The organism is Paenibacillus sp. LX16 (genome assembly GCF_036252815.1).
In the GTDB taxonomy this organism is placed as follows: domain Bacteria; phylum Bacillota; class Bacilli; order Paenibacillales; family Paenibacillaceae; genus Paenibacillus; species Paenibacillus polymyxa_B.
Map to the genome: position 1 here is coordinate 4,697,282 of NZ_CP141152.1, position 16,657 is coordinate 4,713,938.

The following is a 16,657-nucleotide window of genomic DNA, read 5'->3' on the forward strand; positions in this document are numbered from 1 at the left end:
CCTTCTTAAATCACTTTATCCTTGATATGTGTTTGGGCAAAACCAGGTGGATTAAACCAGTCCCCACTTTGCGCCCAGGTTGGGTCTAACGGTACCCACTGATCCTGTGCGCTCAAATACACTTCATTCCATGCGTGGGAGCCGTATCCTCCCTGTCCGTTATAACCAAGCCCTGTCACCACCTTGACCTGTAGTCCCTGCGACCGAGCCATCATCGCATACAGGCGAGCATAATCAATGCAGACTCCTTTACGTGTATCATACGTATCTCTAGGGGTCTGTTCATGCCAGTCACCACGCTGCTCATAGGCTTCTACCTTACTGAAATCATAGCTAATACGGGTACCTACCCATTCATACAACGCTCTGGCTTTTTGCTCATCACCGCTCATCCCCTGTGTAATTTTGGCCGCAGCCTGACCGATATCGTTCGGAATTTCCCGGTCAATCATTTCGTATTTTCGCTGCAGGATACCATTTAATTCCTTAGTAACGGCCTGCGTAAATACGGGCAATTTATCCTTAATCAGTGTACCGGATAACGGCTCAATGACCGATTGCGCTCCTTGCTTATAAATCGGCGAAGCTTGGACGTAGCTGCTAAACCCGCTGTCTGGATACAGACTTACGCCTATGAATAGCAGGGCTATAACCATGATAGCGCGTGCTCCACCGATAAGAGTACCTATTCCAGCCCCTGCCACCCTACTGAGAAAGCCTGATTTTTTTTCATGCTCACGGAGATGAGAATCTGACTTGCCACCTACCATCAACACATAAATTGCACGTAGTACAAATTGGGCGATAGCATAACTGAGCATGAACAATACGGCGAACCGCAGCAGCGGAAAACCTTCTAACCCCGCCACCAACGTATAATAAAATTGCTCAATCCCGCTTAGTTCCCGCTGAGGCAAATGTTCCATGTAAGCCGCCAGCCATTGTTGAACTTTCGGTGAAAGCCACATGGCTAACCCGAGCGAGCACAAAATACCCGCCACAGTCAGTATGCCATCCACAATGAGACTGAACAGCGCCCCTACAGATCTGGAAGCTCCTCGTCTCCAGCCCTGAATCAACGACAGCAGTACAATGACAATCAAAAACACCGTCACGCCATTCCAATGAAGAATAGGCTCCAGCCAGGATGGTTTCATTGTGTTCCTCCTGTCTCTACGGCGACTGTGGCGACTGTGTTACAGCCGTGCCTTTCGCACTTTCGATATATTTCTTAACGGTATCGCCCATACTCCACTCGCCCAGCGACATCCCCTGAAACCATACCTTGACCTTGTCACCATCAAATGGACCTTTCACTTCCAAGTTGGAGCTGGTTACCGAAAACGTACCATCCGCGTTGGATGTGTATTGGGCATCCCGTCCCTCCTTGATCATCATGTTCAAGGCCTCGCCTTGAACCTTGTTAATCGCATCATCCTTTGCCTGAGTAACGACCTTGCCGACCTGTTCAAAGGAAATGCCACTGTAGATAAGCAAGCCCGCAATCACGACAATGACAATCAGCCATTTTACGAGAGTTCTTACAATCTTCAATATGACTAACAGTAGGACAAGCCCAATTAATATATACATCCAGTTATCCTGAACAATCTGCCAATTATGTTCCAAAAACTCTGTCCAGACGCCCTTATCCATTTCGCTACACTCCCGTTTTCAACTACATCATTCAAATCAGAAAATTGTCTCTGTAATTATACATGATTACGTGATGCCCTGTCAGCTTAGCTCTTTTACACACCTTGTTATTCAATTCTTGTCCATACAAAGTGGTCTATGTTCGTCCACTCCAGCGTACAACTTAGGAAGGGCAGATACGTAGTGCAACATGAAAGTTTACATTAGGGAAGGGGGTCATCCCATGAAAACAGCCCTCTGGCTGTATCTCTTTTTATTCATTGCTTTTTTCGATCTGCATGCACAATATCCTATTTTGACACCATTCGCTATCTCCCTGGGTGCAGCACCTACTTTTATTGGCTGGATGATGGGGATTTACTCTCTAACTCATCTGCCTGGTAATTTGATGGCCGGTCCCAAGGTCGACAAACACGGCAGCCGCCGATATATTATGTTTAGCCTAACAGCCGCAGGCATCATCCTTATCATTCAATCGTACATCCACACACCGTGGGAATTACTTTTTCTTCGTGCGATTAGCGGTTTTGTGTTGGCCTTTTTATCTCCGGCCTGTCTGGCCATGTTGGCACAGCTATCCGATCATCCAGTTACGCAAGGCAAATATATGTCGGGACACGGTGTCGTTCACACGCTCGCCTCTGTCCTGTCTCCAGCCGCCGGCGCATTTATCGTAGCCAGTTTCGGCTTTAGTGAGACATTTAGTTCCCTTGGCATCATTCTCGTAGTCACGGGACTTATGGCTTATTTCACCTTGCCCAAAACAGCACCCGCTCCACAGGCCCAATTATCAGATGGTCATGCGACATCTGCTCCACTATCCGGGGTACAGAAGACGCGTTTACCATTCAATTGGCGTTACCTGCTCCTGCCTTTTGTTTTGGCGTGTGCACAAGGCATTTTATTTTACGAAATTCCATTACGGAATAACGGTTCTGCGTCTATGATGTCCACCGGATTGCTCTTTTCCATCATCAGTTTGGGAGCACTTTGCACGCTCAGTCTGCTGTTTCTGAACAAATATTCACCAATGGTGCGACTACTTTGTGGCATTATTTTGATGTCTCTAAGTTTTTACGCACTCGCCACCACGCCCGAAGCGGCGATTGGCATTATACTTTTTATTTTAGGAACAGCCAAAGGCATCATTTTTCCAGCGCTGGCCTCCCTTTTCATACGAATTGGAGGTGCGCGACTGGGCAAAACCTTTGCACTACAGTCTATTGCAACATCTATCGGCTCCTTTGCAGGACCTGTACTAGCAGGTCAGCTACCCGATCACATTTCTCCTTTTTTTATCGCATTTCTGATTCTGATGGCTGGCCTGCTATTCGTTCCTATTAAGCGATTATCTCCGACGCCGCCACTGTCTGCCTCAGGACCTTATCATTCCTAGCTAGTCTGAGACAGCGGTACGCTAATATGCTACCTTTAAAGCCCAAAATGTCGTTTCAGAGGACAAATGCACAGTACGCTATGCCTCTATCCACATAGACTATTTTGACTGAACATTCACTAACAAAGGGAGGTGCAGCCTGTGAGCCACTGTCATCCTGTAAACCCTTGTTCTGTTTTTGGAACTTCAACTGGCATCATTCTTGTTCTTTATATTCTGCTCGTCATCATTCTCCGTACTTGCTGGTTTTAATGTCTGAATTGCCCTAACATGTTGCCCCTTGTACCCATGCCTGCCACTTCTGGCAGGCTGTTTTGTTATTTTTTGCATGAGAACCCTATTTGGAGCTACACTATACACATATTCTTCATTTCCCGGGGAATTTCGAGCATATGTATCAGACAAGGGGTGAGCTAAATGGCGATAACCGTGATCGTCGAAGGGAAAAATGACCGCAGCAAACTTCGCCGATTACTTGACCCGGAGGTTCACATTTTATGCACCTTCGGCACACTAAACTCTATAAAACTAGAATCCCTACACAAGCGGGCCAAGCACGACGAAATATATTTATTTATGGACAATGACAGCTCAGGGAAAAAAATAAGGGGTGTGCTTGCAGACTCTTTTCCGGATGCATTTCATATGTATACACGCAAAGGCTATGCTGGCGTAGAAGGCACTCCAGATGAATATGTGATCGCTCAATTGGAAAAAGCAGGGTTGGAAGAATACATTATATACCCGCCACCTGTTCTTTAGTCTTGAAAATAACAAAAAAGCTGTCCTCAGGCCGCTTTTATGCCTGTTGGACAGCTATATGATGCACTATAAAATGCCTCTAAAATGACATTAGAACTTATGAACCGTATCGACGATCATCAGCAAGAAGCTGAGTGTCAGATGGTTAATGGAAAAGAAAAATACTTTTTTTGCCCAGGAATCCGTTTCTTCTTCCTTAATCGTAAAACCTTTAAAGGCATAGAATGCCCACAGCACGGACAGTAACACGGACACGATCATAAAAATCATACCGGCATATCCATAAGCATACATAAGGATGGGTACCGGAATCAGCAATACAATATAAGGAATCATCTGGATCTTGGTCCGATGGATACCTTTTACGACTGGCAACAACGGAAATCCTGCTGCGCGATATTCCTCAACTCTGCGAATAGCAAGTGCCCAAAAGTGAGGCGGCTGCCATAAAAACAGGAGAGCGAATAAGAGCCAAGCGCCCATATCAATACGACCCGAAGCGGCCACATAACCAATCACAGGAGGCATTGCACCAGAAATACCGCCGATGGATGTGCTCCATGTAGATGAACGTTTTAACCAAAGTGTATAAATACCGACGTAAACGAACATACCAAGTAATCCCAGTAACCCTGCCTTTACACCAGAGAAGAAGAATAGAACAGCTAACCCGACAACACCCAAAATAATAGCGTATGACAACACCGTTGTAGGGGTCAGACGCCCTGTTGGCAGTGAGCGATTACGTGTACGCTCCATTTTCAAATCCAGCTCACGGTCAAAATAGTTGTTAAAAACACAAGAAGACGCCATAACCAGCATTGTACCTAAAAGTGTAAGAATTAGCTTTATATAGTCAACGTCCCATTGCGATGCTAACCAAAAACCACCAAAGGCTGCAACCAGATTGGTACGAAGGATGCCTGGCTTGGTAACTGTAATAAAATCTTTCCAAGTGCCCGCTTTACCGGGTGGTTTAGATTTTACAGAATAGGTAGCCGCATCCGAAGAAGTCTTATAACTTATATTATCCATTGTGAGTAACTCCCCCTTAGAGATGTATGAATTCGGGAGTAAGTTGAACTCCGATATAAATTTTATCATATACCTACCCCAAAAAGTTTGACAGAAAACGCACAAAACGTTCACAATTCCGATGGTAAATCGCCCCTGCTGATCGTTTACAGTAAATTTGGGTAGTAATAAGTACAGGAAACAATACAAAAGGAGCGACAGATATGGATACAGCCACACACTTTGTCATGGGAATCGGATTGGCCGGGCTGGCCTACACTGATCCTGTTGTCGCCGGAGATCCAAAGTTGGCCGCAGTCGTACTGCTCGCTACAGTCGTAGGGTCACAAGCTCCGGATTTTGACACTTTGCTTCGGTTGAAAAATAATGCAGCCTACATTCGCAATCACCGTGGACTGTCGCATTCAATTCCCTTCTGGTTGATATGGATCTTGTCCATAACAGGATTGATTTGCCTGATCTTCAGAGATGTGCCCCCAGGTCATGTAGCATTATGGGTAACGATTGCTGTCTGCCTGCATGTATTCACAGATTTATTTAATACGTACGGAACACAGGCATTCCGGCCGTTTACAAACAAGTGGATATCTTGGAATATCATCCATATTTTCGATCCCTTTATTTTTGGCACCCATGTTGCTGCGATTATGCTGTGGATTACCGGATTGATTCCACCCGCTCCCTTATTTATTACGCTGTACGTTATTATTGGCCTATATTACATTTGGCGAACCTGGAGTCATTTTATAACCAGAAAAGCGGTACGTAATATGGACAATGAGCGTCAGGAGGGCGACATCTATTATATCATTCCCACCGTATCATGGAACCGGTGGCATGTGGTAAAAGCTCATCAGAATGGAAGTTATGACATTGGCGGATTGAATGGCAAACACTTATTTTGGACGAAACATGCGATTCCATCCACACATCCAGCCGTAGAAGCATCCAAATCCTATCGCGATGTGCAGGCATTTCGCTATTTTTCCTCCTTTGCCGTTGCTGAGGTGGAAGAACTGGAATGGGGCTATATTGTGCGATGGGGAGACGTCAGGTATCGACACCGGAGACAATATCCATTCGTGGCTGTGGTAGCGATGGATAAGCAGTTCGGGCTGATCAACAGCTATATTGGATGGCTCAGTGACGAAAAGATGCAAAAACGCCTTTCCCTGCATACGAATTAAAAACCTGCTTCCAAGCTAACAACAAGCCGTATGAACAACAAACAGCAAGTTCCCCTTAATCTGGGAGCTTGCTGTTTTTTTTGGCCACTCGCGTAAAAAATCACTTCTCATGAAAGCGCCCTCTTGACGAAGCGGACTTGCGTGATTCACAATGGTGATAAGCCATGCGTAAAAAAATCCGGAGCATGATCGCTCCGGATTTTCTTCATCACAGTTGCTCATAATACAACTTCCAAGATGGAGTGTTTATGTGTATTACTGCAAACGGCTGCTGCCCGACAAGGATTGTTCTGCTTGTTGGACCAGCTTTTTCGTAATATATCCCCCAAGAGAACCTGTTTCGCGGGAAACAACATTACCAAAGTAACCGTCCTGAGGGATGGTGATGCCAAGTTCTTGAGCTGCCTCATATTTTAATTGTTGTAAAGCGGCGTTGGCCTGCGGTACTTGCAGGTTGTTTGAACGACGTCTGCTCATATTTGAATCTCCTTTCAGTTCTTTGTGAGTGAGGTTCATTGCAAGCTTGCAAGATTATTATGGCTCGCTTACAACTACTTATTCCTGAAATTCAACATTCGAGCACTGGAGGTTTTTACCAATGAGCAAAGGTTTATCCCTATGGTTCGCCGTCTCATCCATTGTCCTGCTGACCGCAGCCGCTATATCCATCAGTTATTCCGCATGGCTTGCCATTCTACTGGGGCTCTTATCTGTCGGCAATATCGGCTGGGGTTTCGTGGTCAAAGCCCGACAACGCCGCTCCTAAGCCAATCCTATAAAAGGCCTAATAATTTTTCGCCTCAATATACTTTAACGTACACGTGGCAGAAAGCCCATGCGCTCTTTGACCGCAGACAACGTGACTTCAGCCGCTTCTTGTGCCCGCTCTGCGGATTGGGCCAAAATACGTCCAATCTCACCGGATTCCCGGATGTCGCGATAGCGCTGCTGAATCGGTTCAAGCATAGCTACAATGGTCTCTGCCAGTTCTTTTTTAAATGTTCCGTACATTTGACCTTCATAGCGATCCTGCACTTCTTGGAGCGACAAACCGGAACACTGGCTGTAGATGCCCATCAGATTACTAATTTCCGGTTTATTGGCCGGATCATATCTAACCTCACTGCCAGAATCGGTCGTAGCGCGGCTGATTTTCTTACGTATGACTTTTGGTTCGTCCAGCAGGGCAATAAAGCTGCCTGCATTCGGATTGCTCTTACTCATTTTTTTGGATACATCATCTAGGGACATGATTCTCGCCCCTACTTCAGGAATATACGGTTCGGGAACAGTAAAATAATCTCCATAACGGTGATTAAAGCGACCCGCCAAATCGCGTGTCAGCTCTAGATGCTGTTTCTGATCGTCGCCTACCGGGACGAGATCCGCGTTGTAGAGTAAAATGTCAGCTGCCATCAACGATGGATATACGAACAGCCCTGCTCCTACGGAGTCCTTGCCTGCTGCTTTGTCCTTAAACTGAGTCATCCGTTCCAACTCGCCCATATTCGTCAGTGTTGTCATCAACCATCCCAGCTCAGCGTGCTGAGGAACATGGGATTGTAAAAAGACATTGGATTTCTCCGGGTTAATACCTGCTGCGATAAATAATGCCGCTACCGCCTCCGACTGCTCACGTAATTGAGCCGGCTCTTGCGGTACGGTAATTGCATGAAGGTCTACGACCATAAAGTAACATTGATGATCCTCTTGTAATTTGACAAAGTTTTTCATTGCACCAATGTAATTGCCCAAAGTAAGTTGTCCGCTAGGCTGAATACCTGAAAGTACAGTTTTCATATTCTTCCTCCTCCGTTGACTCAAAATTAGAACGCAAAAAGGCCCCGCATCCTCAAGGGACGCGAGACCGTGGTACCACCCTTATTCATTGCCGTCAGCCTTTTGCTTGTCAGAGCTATGCCCCATGACTGATTGCAATCTTAAAGCTCCGTTAACGGGGAGCAATCGGCCGTCATACTGAGGACAGTACTATCCTGTTCTGTGCGGCACTCCAAGGTCCATTCAGCAGTGCAGGCTCACCGGTTCCCATCCACCACCGGCTTTCTGAAGAGCTTATGCGAAAGCTTACTTGTCCTCATCATCGCGTTATCCATGTCATTACTTTCTAAACTACATTAATGATAATTCCGCATAATGTTATTGTCAAATGACGATTGTGCCCTACAACCAAAAATCTGTTATCATAATGACACGAAGCTTCAACCGATTATAGTGGACAAAGGAGCATGGATATGAAACAAGTGACCAAAGAACACTGGAACGGTTACGACACGTATGTTTTACATAGTGGTGAACTGGAAGTTACGATGATCCCTCGCCTCGGGAATAATATTATCTCAGTGCGTGATCTGAAGCTCGACCGGGATATCGTACGTCGGCCCGGTGAGGAAGAGTTGGCTTTCTATTTACAAAAGCCTTATCATTTTGGCTTACCCATTTTGATTCCTCCAGGCCGAATTCGCAAGGGACAATTTGAGTTTGACGGTGTTCCTTATCAGTTCGACCGAAATACAGCCAATGACAATCATATACACGGTCTGCATCGTAATCAATCCTGGCGCTGCAGTGATATTGAAGAGGATGAAGAAGGTTGCAGTGTGACTACCGAGCTTTTGACAGAAAGTGATCCGCACTGGATGGAACAATTCCCCATTCCTTTACGTTTGGAGATGACGTATCGCTTACAGGGTGCTGTATTAAGTCAAACACTGCGCGTAACGAATTTGGGTGAAAAAGCAGCCCCATTTGGCTTGGGATATCACACTTGGTTTATGGTGGACGGAGAACCTGAGCGTTGGCGCCTAAAGCTACCTGTGAATGGCATATATGAGCAGGATGCTGAACAGCTACCTACAGGTATCATTACTTCGTTGAATGACTTGGAACAGCTCTCTTCGGGTCTTTCTCTGAAAGGAACAAATCTAGATACGCTGCTGCGGGCAACAGAAGGCCCTGCTGAAGCTCTTTTGACTCGTGACGACGGTTATCAAATCCGCTACACAGCAGATGAGCAATACTATAAGTATTGGGTGTTATACACCAAAGGTGAATGCGACCAGTATCTTTGCATTGAGCCTTATACATGGCTGCCTGATGCGCCCAATTTACCTGATCCTGTCGAGGGAGGCGGATTGATCCGTCTGGAGCCTCAGCAATCCATCGACCTCAAAACTCAGATTCATATCATATATCCGTAATTTTCCTCTAGTCACTTTTCTTCCTTCGGCGCATATTTTCATAACTCTGTCGCATACTAACCTCATCACAGCCGAAGGAGGTGACTACACATGAATGAAGCTAATCAAGGCAGAAGCCGTCGCAGTAACAACCTAGTTGTTCCTCAAGCCAACAACGCATTGCAACAATTGAAATATGAAGCTGCACAAGAGCTGGGCATTACCATTCCAGCAGATGGTTACTACGGTGACATGCCATCCCGTGAAGCTGGTTCTCTGGGAGGCTATATCACTAAACGCTTGGTACAGCTGGCCGAACAGCAATTATCAGGTCGTTCAGGTCAATAAGCGTCATTATTCCACATGAGCATTCCGTTCATCGTAATTTACCAAAGCGCGTTATAACGGGCATATAATAAAGGCGGTCTTCCTAGGGAAGACCGCCTTTTCTTTATTCTTTTTTAAATCAGGATTTTGCAAAATTCGATTCCAGTCGCTCCGAAGTGCAAGATATAGACGAACTAAACCATTTCGATCTATATCTTGTTCATTGGAAGTCGCTTATGGGATTTTTGTAAAGATTCTCATATTGATGATTATTCCGATTGATGATTATTCCGAATTAGCCGCTCGGTATGTAGGCTTGTTGTAGCGGATCATGAGATTCGCCATGTTGTAGTTGGACTCCAGTGTTGCATCTACCAAAATCGTTCCTTGCCTGATGGCAAAATCGAAAGCAATCTCACCATGAGTCCAGCTACGCTTATGATTTAGCGTTTCTAGGGCCATACGCCGAAAATCCTCCCGATGCTTTGCTGATAACCCCGGTTCTACTGCTGCAAGCGTGCCACCTTTACCTGCAAGTGGATTATGACGAATCCCAAACTTCCCAACTACATTGTTACGTATTTGTACAAATACGATGCCTGACGACAAACCCGCCAGTTCATTATCCAATTCTTTTAAAACGATATCCATCTGCCTTGCTAACGACAATTGACCTACTTCATCCATCACAAAAACCCTCCTATATACCTTATCAAGAAATAATTAATAGGTCTTACGACTCAATTATATGCGAAGATTTTTAAGCTTACAATCAAAACCAACATAATTGGGTATTTATAACTATTACTAAGTATATCCATCATTTTAAATTTCGCCAACAGGTAATGTTAATTACACTTCGACATTTTGCGACTTTGTTCATCATCTTCTGCAAAAATAACAAAAAAGGCCTCCCTTATGGGAGACCTTTCAAAAGTGTAAATCCGTTATTTTGTCATTTGTAAGAATTGTTCAATATCCTGAACAGTAACTTGCGCAGCATTACGCCAGAAGTCAGCCTGTGTTAAATCGGTACCTAAGTGCTTGGAAGCCAATTCTTCGACTGTCATGCGACCCGTATCACGCAGCAAGGCATCATATTGGTCGGCGAAGCCGTCAGGATTTTCCTTCGCAAAAGCGTAAATTCCTGCACTGAACATATACCCGAATGTGTACGGGAAGTTGTAGAAAGGAGTGTTCGTAATATAGAAATGTAGCTTTGATGCCCAAAAATGAGGATGAGCCTCATCCAGGACACCACTAAACGCTTCACGCTGCGCTTGTTCCATCAACTCGCTTAATTGTTGCGCTCCTACAACTCCTTTTTTCCGCAGCTCGTAAAAACGGGTTTCAAACAGGAACCGAGCATGAATGTTCATAAAGAAGGCTACACCACGCTGAATTTTATCCTCCAGCAAAGCTACCTTCTCCTGACCCTCGGCAGCTTCCAGCAAAGCATCTGATACAATTAGTTCTGCCAGCGTCGATGCCGTCTCAGCTACGTTCATGGCATAATTTTGATTCAATGGGTGCAATTCATTCATCACATGCTGATGATAACCGTGTCCGAGCTCATGGGCCAGTGTCGAAACGTTGGATGGTGATCCGGCATAGGTCATAAAAATACGGGTCTCTTTGCTTAGACGCAGAGATGTACAGAAACCACCCGGACGTTTGCCTGGACGATCCTCTGCTTCGATCCAGCTTTTCTCAAAAGCCATTTGGGCAAAGTCAGCCATTCTCGAGCTAAATTTACCAAATTGCTCAACAATCGTTACAGCAGCATCGTCGTAAGGGATTTTAGTAGTTGACGTCCCCAGCGGAGCTTCAATGTCATGCCAGGACAGCTTCTCTAAGCCCAGCAGCTTTGCTTTCCGCTCCAAGTATTTGACTACAATAGGCTTGGTTTCATTAATAACCTGCCACATCGTATCCAGCGTTTGTGCAGACATGCGGCTGATTTCCAGCGGTTCCTTAAGCACATCTGTCCAGCCTCGTTTTTCATATAGCTTCAGACGAAAGCCTGCCAAATGATTCAATGTATCCGCGCAATAGTCCTCTACCTGAGTCCATGCCTCTTCCCAACGTGCAAACACGTCTTTACGTACGCTGCGATCTGCTTCATCCAGCTTATTAGCAGCCTGACCTACAGACAGGTTTACGATCTCGCCATTTTCTGGCACAGGAATAGTCATATTTTTGACAATGGTATCATAAAAATCACCCCAGCCATGATAGCCATCCACTGCCAGATCCAATGCAAGGCTTTCCAGCTCAGGAGCCATTTTTTCACGTGCTTCGTTCCGATATTCGGTCAGGACAAAAGAAATCGGCTTGATAGCTTCGCGCTCCATCCACTTCTGCCAAATGTCTTCACTGGTTTGTGCCAGCAAGTTCTGGAAAGATACTAAAGCACTTTTCCCTTGGGCATACAGCGTGTTGACACGCGCCCCCAGTTGAACAGCCAGCTTGTCGTGCTGGTTTTGAGCAGTTAGACAAGAGACAAAGGAGCCCGCCTGCGACGCGCCATTAAACAGCTCCTGTATGCTATTCAGTACACTATCGAGACGCTCGGTATCCAATACCGTTTGTGGTACTTTGGCTGCTTTAAGCTGGGATTGCAGCTGTTGAACCTTGCTCTCCATTTCTTCCAAAAATGCATGAAATGAGGCAGAGGAAGATCCTCCGCTAAAAATAGATTCCAGATCCCATGTTTGCTTTAACGGTGTTTTCATAATAGTTCCACCTTTCTTTTTTGGCGAATTCATGTGGTTTCATATACAATAAAGCTACATCGTGATAGTAAATCACTACAATTGGGAGGAAAACAGGATGAGACCCTTACAAATTTCGCCGGAAACGGCTGTGAAATTATCCGAAAAGCTCGGCATTCCGCTGGAACACCTTATGCATACACCCCAGCACATTTTGATGCAAAAGCTGGCCGAACTGGCTAAAGAAGAAACCGCTGACCCGAACGGCGGAGAATCGAACAAATCATGATCCCTTTTCACAAAACCTGGCCTTATGACATCGTCATGGGAGACGTTTATGTACAGTCTTGTCCGTTTTGCGACCATGATAATGTTTTGCTGCCCCTGAAGCCAAAAGAACTTAAGCTCATACACGAAGGTATGAAAAAGCTGCTTGTGTTTCCATGCTGCCATAACAAGGTTACTTTGGTGGATTGTGATGACGATTATTTGCTGTCAGATACCACATTGCGTCATCATTAATTCATGAAGCAGTTGTAAGATAAGATAACCCGTTTTACAAACAAGGTGTGAACCATGAGCCTAAATCGGCCATAGTGCACACCTTTATTTTTTCAAGAGGAGCTTGCGTCTTGCATTTCCTCCGGCAGTTGGAAATTTTTAGCCAGCATTTGTTCTCGCAGTACAGACCACTGTTCACGGGAAGCCCGGATCATGGCTGCATCCATAATCTTTTTGTCATTAATGACACGCGAAAACCAGCGTACCGCTTCGTTAAAGTTGCCTGTACGTCGATGCAGTTCACCAATCAGATAAAGCAGTTTGGCATTATTCGCCCCGACACCCTCCAGCTCATAGACCCGAACATACGAATCCAGACTAAATTTGAGAAAGCGAAGCTCCTGCTCCTCATTTCCCTGGTATCTGTACATCCATGCGATATGCTGTAATAGACTGGCTACTACGCGTTCTTTTTCTCCGATGACCTGGGCACAGAGTAAACCCAGTTTATACGTTTCTAATGCCTCTTCCCAGCTACGATGCCCGCCATATTCGCGAGACTGCCAGCGATTACCGATTTTATCCTTAAATATCTTGGTTTGCTGATCGCTTAACTGAACGGTAGAGTGCTCTGTCGAGGTAAATCCACAATGAGGACAGACCCTTACGACATAAAAATCCGGATTTTCATTCTTATAATAAGCACAAAAATCTGAATCTGTACGAATGGCCTTCTTTAGGCTTGGTCTGACACGGGATGTCTGAAATTCTTCTTCGCAATGTGGGCAAGCGATTTTGATCTGATATAACGGTTCAAGTTCCAATGTTTTTACAACCCTCTCCAAAATTCAGCAATCCCCGAAAGCTTACGGGGTATTTACAAAATGATGCGCAGGACCAGACAAACGGTTAAGTATGATTGAACGAAGCGGCTCCTCAATGCCCGTATCCGTTAACGCACCTGCCATACAAGACAACCATGCCTCTGCTCGCTCCTCCGTTACGGGAAACTTCATATGTCTGGCACGTAACATCGGATGACCATATGCATCAGAAAAAAGAGACGGTCCTCCAAAAAACTGGCTCAGGAACATAAACTGCTTTTCCTTAACCGGTTCCATGTCTTTAGGAAACAGGGGACTTAACAACGGATCTTTATAAACTCTCGGGTAGAAGGCCTCAATAATAGAACGAACACCTTCCGCACCCCCAAGGTTGTCATAAATGCTCAGGCTAGGATTCACTTTTCCTCCAACTTTCTGTGCTATGGTAATAAATATACACCCGTATTATAACAAAAAACAAAAAATGACGCTAAAAATAAGCGTCATTTTATCAATTCAACATATGAAGAGGGTGTGCTTCGTTGCACACAGCTTCGTCATTCTATAAACTCAACTAATAACTCCGCCAATCCTCTTCACCGGGATGGACGAGAGAGGCACGAATAACATACACAAAAGCACATACGAACAGACCGGCAACGATACTCATCCTGATCACTCCATCCTTAAGGTTATGGATCGTTGTTTTCCTATTTTAACATACTATTTACAAAAATACAGCATTAGATGTAACCGTTTTCTTTGATTTTTTTGTACTCTTTGTCCATCCCCGACATAGGTATATTAGTACAACTCCAAAGGAGGGGCCTCTATGTCGCTATACCGTCGTTACTCGCTTCCTCTGCTCATCCTTACACTGCTATTCCTATTTATGCTTATGGCTGTATACCCGCAATCTTCTCTGAATGCCGGGCTTCGGGGGCTTGCCATCTGGTGGGACGTGCTGTTTCCGTCTTTGTTCCCGTTTTTCGTTATTTCCGAGCTTCTCCTCGGTTTCGGAATTGTTCATTTCATAGGTGCGCTGTTGGATCCGCTGATGCAGCCTCTATTCCGCGTACCTGGCTGTGGGGGTTTTGTCGCTGCGGTCAGCTGTGCATCCGGTTACCCAATTGGAGCTAAACTAACAGCCAAGTTGTGGGAGCAAAAATGGATCACACGCATTGAAGGAGAGCGTTTGGTCGCGTTTACGACTTCCTCTGATCCGATATTTTTGATCGGTGCGGTTTCCGTTGGCTTCTTCCATCAACCAGAAATTGCACTCGTACTGGGCGCAGCCCATTATGGTGGCGTGCTTATCATCGGGCTGCTTATGCGCTTCCACGGTTCCCGTTCAGGAGAAACAGATACTCGCAGCGACCGCCCTCAACCTGCTCAAAAAGCCTGGTCGAAGTCCACGAATACAAAAGCAGCAGGTCGCAATAGGCAGCCTGGACCCCTACGCCAAGCATTATATGCCATGCATACAGCTCGTTTGGAAGATGGTCGCCCATTGGGTGAGCTACTTCGCCAGGCGATTACTTCCTCCCTACGCCTTATTATTGTCGTAGGAGGGCTAGTTGTATTCTTCTGCGTCATTTTAGAAGCTTTGACGAACTCCGGTTTAATGAGCGGGCTTCATCTGCTTACGGCAAGCCTATTGACTGCATGTGGTCTTCCTCCTACGTTAACGGAGTCCATCGTGGGTGGTATTTTCGAAGTCACTTTAGGAGCGCAAGCCGCAGGTGAAGCCACGGCAGCAGCGTTACCATTCAAGGTAGCCGCAGCCGCTTTTGTTCTCTCCTGGGGCGGGCTGTCGGTTCATGCGCAGGTTGCAAGTATTTTAAATATGACGAATCTCCGCTATATGCCATTTCTGTTGGCCCGGGCTGCGCATGGCTTCATCTCGGCACTGCTCGCTCTCGTGTTATGGCGGCCTCTGATGGGACAGGGAAGCTCTCCAGTCTTTTCTCCAATATACGACATCGCGTGGTCTCCTGGCTTCTCGTCCGCCATGCTGTTGCAAAGTCTGCTATTTCTTGCCTTTATACTGGCTGGAATGCTTAGTCTCTCATGGTTGAGTGTGGGTACAAGTCGCTTATACGTACGTTTGAGAAGAACACACAGGCAATGAACGATTGTGTTCTTGCTCATAATTGATTATGATCGATATATACCCATGACAAAGGAGCTTTTCATCTTGAGATATTATGTTCTGGATCGCGGGGATCAGCACTCCATGGACTTGAGTCAGCAATTTCACCGTCTTGCCCAAGAAAAGAATTTCAAGCTGGATGCCGAATCGCCGGAAATCGTCGTGTCTATTGGAGGCGATGGTACAATGCTTCATGCGTTTCATACCTTCATCGACCGCATTCCGGATATTGCCTTTGTTGGTGTACATACCGGTCATCTAGGCTTTTATGCTGATTGGCGTGCGGACGAGCTGGAGGAGCTAATCCACCTGATGAGCCAAAGCGGATCTGAGGGACCGCTTAACCCGAGAATCGTTAAGTATCCACTGATTGAGTTGGAAATTCACAAGAAGTCAGGAAATGCTTCTTTTATTGCCTTGAATGAGTTTACGTTAAAAGGGGTGGATGGCACTGTCGTTGCCCAAGTGGATATTAACGATATCACCTTTGAAATGTTTCGCGGTGACGGTATATGTGTTTCTACCCCTTCAGGAACGACCGCCTATAATAAAGCACTTGGCGGAGCAATGGTTCACCCCACCATTGAAGCATTGCAATTGACTGAGATCGCTTCCATTAATAACCGCGTGTATCGGACACTGGGATCGCCATTGCTACTGCCCAAACACCATCATTGTGATATTTTTTCACGGAAAGATCAGCGTCTTTTATTGACAGTAGATCACCTGAACTTTCCTGTCGATGACTTAATCTCTGTTCGATGTCAGGTCGCAAGTCAGAAGATCAGCTTCGCTCGTTACCGTCCTTTCCCATTTTGGGATCGAGTACGCAACGCTTTTCTTAATTAGAACCTATAAAAGAGCCGAATCTGGCTCTTTTTTTACAAACAAAACGGTTCCTGAAAA

At 45.7% G+C, this 16,657-nt stretch carries 20 protein-coding genes; 11 read left to right on the forward strand and 9 right to left on the reverse strand.

The window, feature by feature from the left end; all coding sequences use genetic code 11:
* Positions 1-5 precede the first annotated feature (5 nt).
* Positions 6-1,157, reverse strand: coding sequence for a transglutaminase domain-containing protein (locus T3H97_RS21040; protein WP_328800788.1), 1,152 nt, complete (start codon positions 1,155-1,157; stop codon positions 6-8).
* Between the two features lie 16 nt (positions 1,158-1,173).
* Positions 1,174-1,656 (reverse strand): hypothetical protein, encoded by a 483-nt coding sequence (locus T3H97_RS21045; protein ID WP_328800789.1) that lies wholly within the window; start codon positions 1,654-1,656, stop codon positions 1,174-1,176.
* 223 nt (positions 1,657-1,879) lie between these two features.
* Between T3H97_RS21045 and T3H97_RS21050 the strand changes: the two genes are divergently transcribed.
* The 3 genes from T3H97_RS21050 to T3H97_RS21060 all read left to right on the forward strand — a co-directional run bounded on the left by T3H97_RS21050 (position 1,880) and on the right by T3H97_RS21060 (position 3,814).
* Positions 1,880-3,052 carry an MFS transporter gene (locus T3H97_RS21050; RefSeq protein ID WP_250240290.1) on the forward strand — a complete coding sequence of 391 codons (1,173 nt, stop codon included), beginning with the start codon at positions 1,880-1,882 and terminating at the stop codon, positions 3,050-3,052.
* Positions 3,053-3,193: 141 nt separating this feature from the next.
* Positions 3,194-3,304: a YjcZ family sporulation protein gene (locus tag T3H97_RS21055; RefSeq protein ID WP_250240291.1), complete on the forward strand. Its 111-nt coding sequence runs from the start codon at positions 3,194-3,196 to the stop codon at positions 3,302-3,304.
* 165 nt (positions 3,305-3,469) lie between these two features.
* On the forward strand, positions 3,470-3,814 hold the full coding sequence (locus T3H97_RS21060) for a toprim domain-containing protein (RefSeq protein WP_023990198.1): 345 nt from the start codon (positions 3,470-3,472) through the stop codon (positions 3,812-3,814).
* A 90-nt stretch (positions 3,815-3,904) separates the two neighbouring features.
* On the opposite strand, the gene cyoE is transcribed toward T3H97_RS21060, so the two are convergent.
* Complete coding sequence (cyoE, locus tag T3H97_RS21065; protein WP_013311855.1) at positions 3,905-4,849, reverse strand: heme o synthase; 945 nt, start codon at positions 4,847-4,849, stop codon at positions 3,905-3,907.
* Between the two features lie 203 nt (positions 4,850-5,052).
* Here cyoE and T3H97_RS21070 point away from each other — a divergent pair, with 203 nt between their 5' ends.
* Positions 5,053-6,036 (forward strand): metal-dependent hydrolase, encoded by a 984-nt coding sequence (locus T3H97_RS21070; protein WP_328800790.1) that lies wholly within the window; start codon positions 5,053-5,055, stop codon positions 6,034-6,036.
* A gap of 255 nt (positions 6,037-6,291) precedes the next feature.
* Here the strand turns inward: T3H97_RS21070 and T3H97_RS21075 are convergent, their stop codons facing one another.
* Positions 6,292-6,513 carry an alpha/beta-type small acid-soluble spore protein gene (locus T3H97_RS21075; RefSeq protein WP_013311857.1) on the reverse strand — a complete coding sequence of 74 codons (222 nt, stop codon included), beginning with the start codon at positions 6,511-6,513 and terminating at the stop codon, positions 6,292-6,294.
* Positions 6,514-6,634: 121 nt separating this feature from the next.
* On the opposite strand from T3H97_RS21075, the gene T3H97_RS21080 reads away from it, so the two are divergent.
* Positions 6,635-6,802 carry a hypothetical protein gene (locus T3H97_RS21080; RefSeq protein ID WP_007431986.1) on the forward strand — a complete coding sequence of 56 codons (168 nt, stop codon included), beginning with the start codon at positions 6,635-6,637 and terminating at the stop codon, positions 6,800-6,802.
* 44 nt (positions 6,803-6,846) lie between these two features.
* Here the strand turns inward: T3H97_RS21080 and trpS are convergent, their stop codons facing one another.
* Complete coding sequence (gene trpS / locus T3H97_RS21085) at positions 6,847-7,836, reverse strand: tryptophan--tRNA ligase (protein ID WP_328800791.1); 990 nt, start codon at positions 7,834-7,836, stop codon at positions 6,847-6,849.
* A gap of 452 nt (positions 7,837-8,288) precedes the next feature.
* On the opposite strand from trpS, the gene T3H97_RS21090 reads away from it, so the two are divergent.
* Positions 8,289-9,254 (forward strand): aldose 1-epimerase, encoded by a 966-nt coding sequence (locus T3H97_RS21090; RefSeq protein ID WP_250240292.1) that lies wholly within the window; start codon positions 8,289-8,291, stop codon positions 9,252-9,254.
* A gap of 90 nt (positions 9,255-9,344) precedes the next feature.
* Positions 9,345-9,581, forward strand: a complete 237-nt coding sequence (locus T3H97_RS21095; protein WP_013311861.1) for an alpha/beta-type small acid-soluble spore protein — start codon at positions 9,345-9,347, stop codon at positions 9,579-9,581.
* 264 nt (positions 9,582-9,845) lie between these two features.
* Here T3H97_RS21095 and T3H97_RS21100 read toward each other — a convergent pair whose 3' ends face one another.
* Together T3H97_RS21100 and T3H97_RS21105 are read right to left on the reverse strand one after the other, a co-directional pair.
* Entirely contained in the window at positions 9,846-10,247 is a 402-nt protein-coding gene (locus T3H97_RS21100; RefSeq protein ID WP_029518202.1) for a hypothetical protein, read from the reverse strand.
* Between the two features lie 260 nt (positions 10,248-10,507).
* Complete coding sequence (locus tag T3H97_RS21105) at positions 10,508-12,295, reverse strand: M3 family oligoendopeptidase (protein ID WP_272639037.1); 1,788 nt, start codon at positions 12,293-12,295, stop codon at positions 10,508-10,510.
* A 97-nt stretch (positions 12,296-12,392) separates the two neighbouring features.
* On the opposite strand from T3H97_RS21105, the gene T3H97_RS21110 reads away from it, so the two are divergent.
* A complete protein-coding gene (locus T3H97_RS21110; RefSeq protein ID WP_013311864.1) occupies positions 12,393-12,563 on the forward strand; it encodes a YycC family protein in 171 nt (56 codons plus the stop codon).
* On the forward strand, positions 12,560-12,796 hold the full coding sequence (locus T3H97_RS21115) for a hypothetical protein (protein ID WP_023990206.1): 237 nt from the start codon (positions 12,560-12,562) through the stop codon (positions 12,794-12,796). The genes T3H97_RS21110 and T3H97_RS21115 overlap by 4 nt, the downstream gene beginning before the upstream one ends.
* A 92-nt stretch (positions 12,797-12,888) precedes the next feature.
* Here T3H97_RS21115 and T3H97_RS21120 read toward each other — a convergent pair whose 3' ends face one another.
* Entirely contained in the window at positions 12,889-13,620 is a 732-nt protein-coding gene (locus T3H97_RS21120) for a DUF2225 domain-containing protein (RefSeq protein WP_103049969.1), read from the reverse strand.
* Between the two features lie 21 nt (positions 13,621-13,641).
* Positions 13,642-14,019: a globin domain-containing protein gene (locus T3H97_RS21125; RefSeq protein WP_103049968.1), complete on the reverse strand. Its 378-nt coding sequence runs from the start codon at positions 14,017-14,019 to the stop codon at positions 13,642-13,644.
* Between the two features lie 412 nt (positions 14,020-14,431).
* Here T3H97_RS21125 and ylbJ point away from each other — a divergent pair, with 412 nt between their 5' ends.
* Together ylbJ and T3H97_RS21135 are read left to right on the forward strand one after the other, a co-directional pair.
* The gene (gene ylbJ, locus T3H97_RS21130) at positions 14,432-15,730 is read left to right on the forward strand and encodes a sporulation integral membrane protein YlbJ (RefSeq protein ID WP_272639038.1); all 1,299 of its coding nucleotides are present in this window, start codon (positions 14,432-14,434) and stop codon (positions 15,728-15,730) included.
* A 66-nt stretch (positions 15,731-15,796) separates the two neighbouring features.
* Complete coding sequence (locus tag T3H97_RS21135; protein ID WP_013372943.1) at positions 15,797-16,600, forward strand: NAD kinase; 804 nt, start codon at positions 15,797-15,799, stop codon at positions 16,598-16,600.
* Positions 16,601-16,657 lie beyond the last annotated feature (57 nt).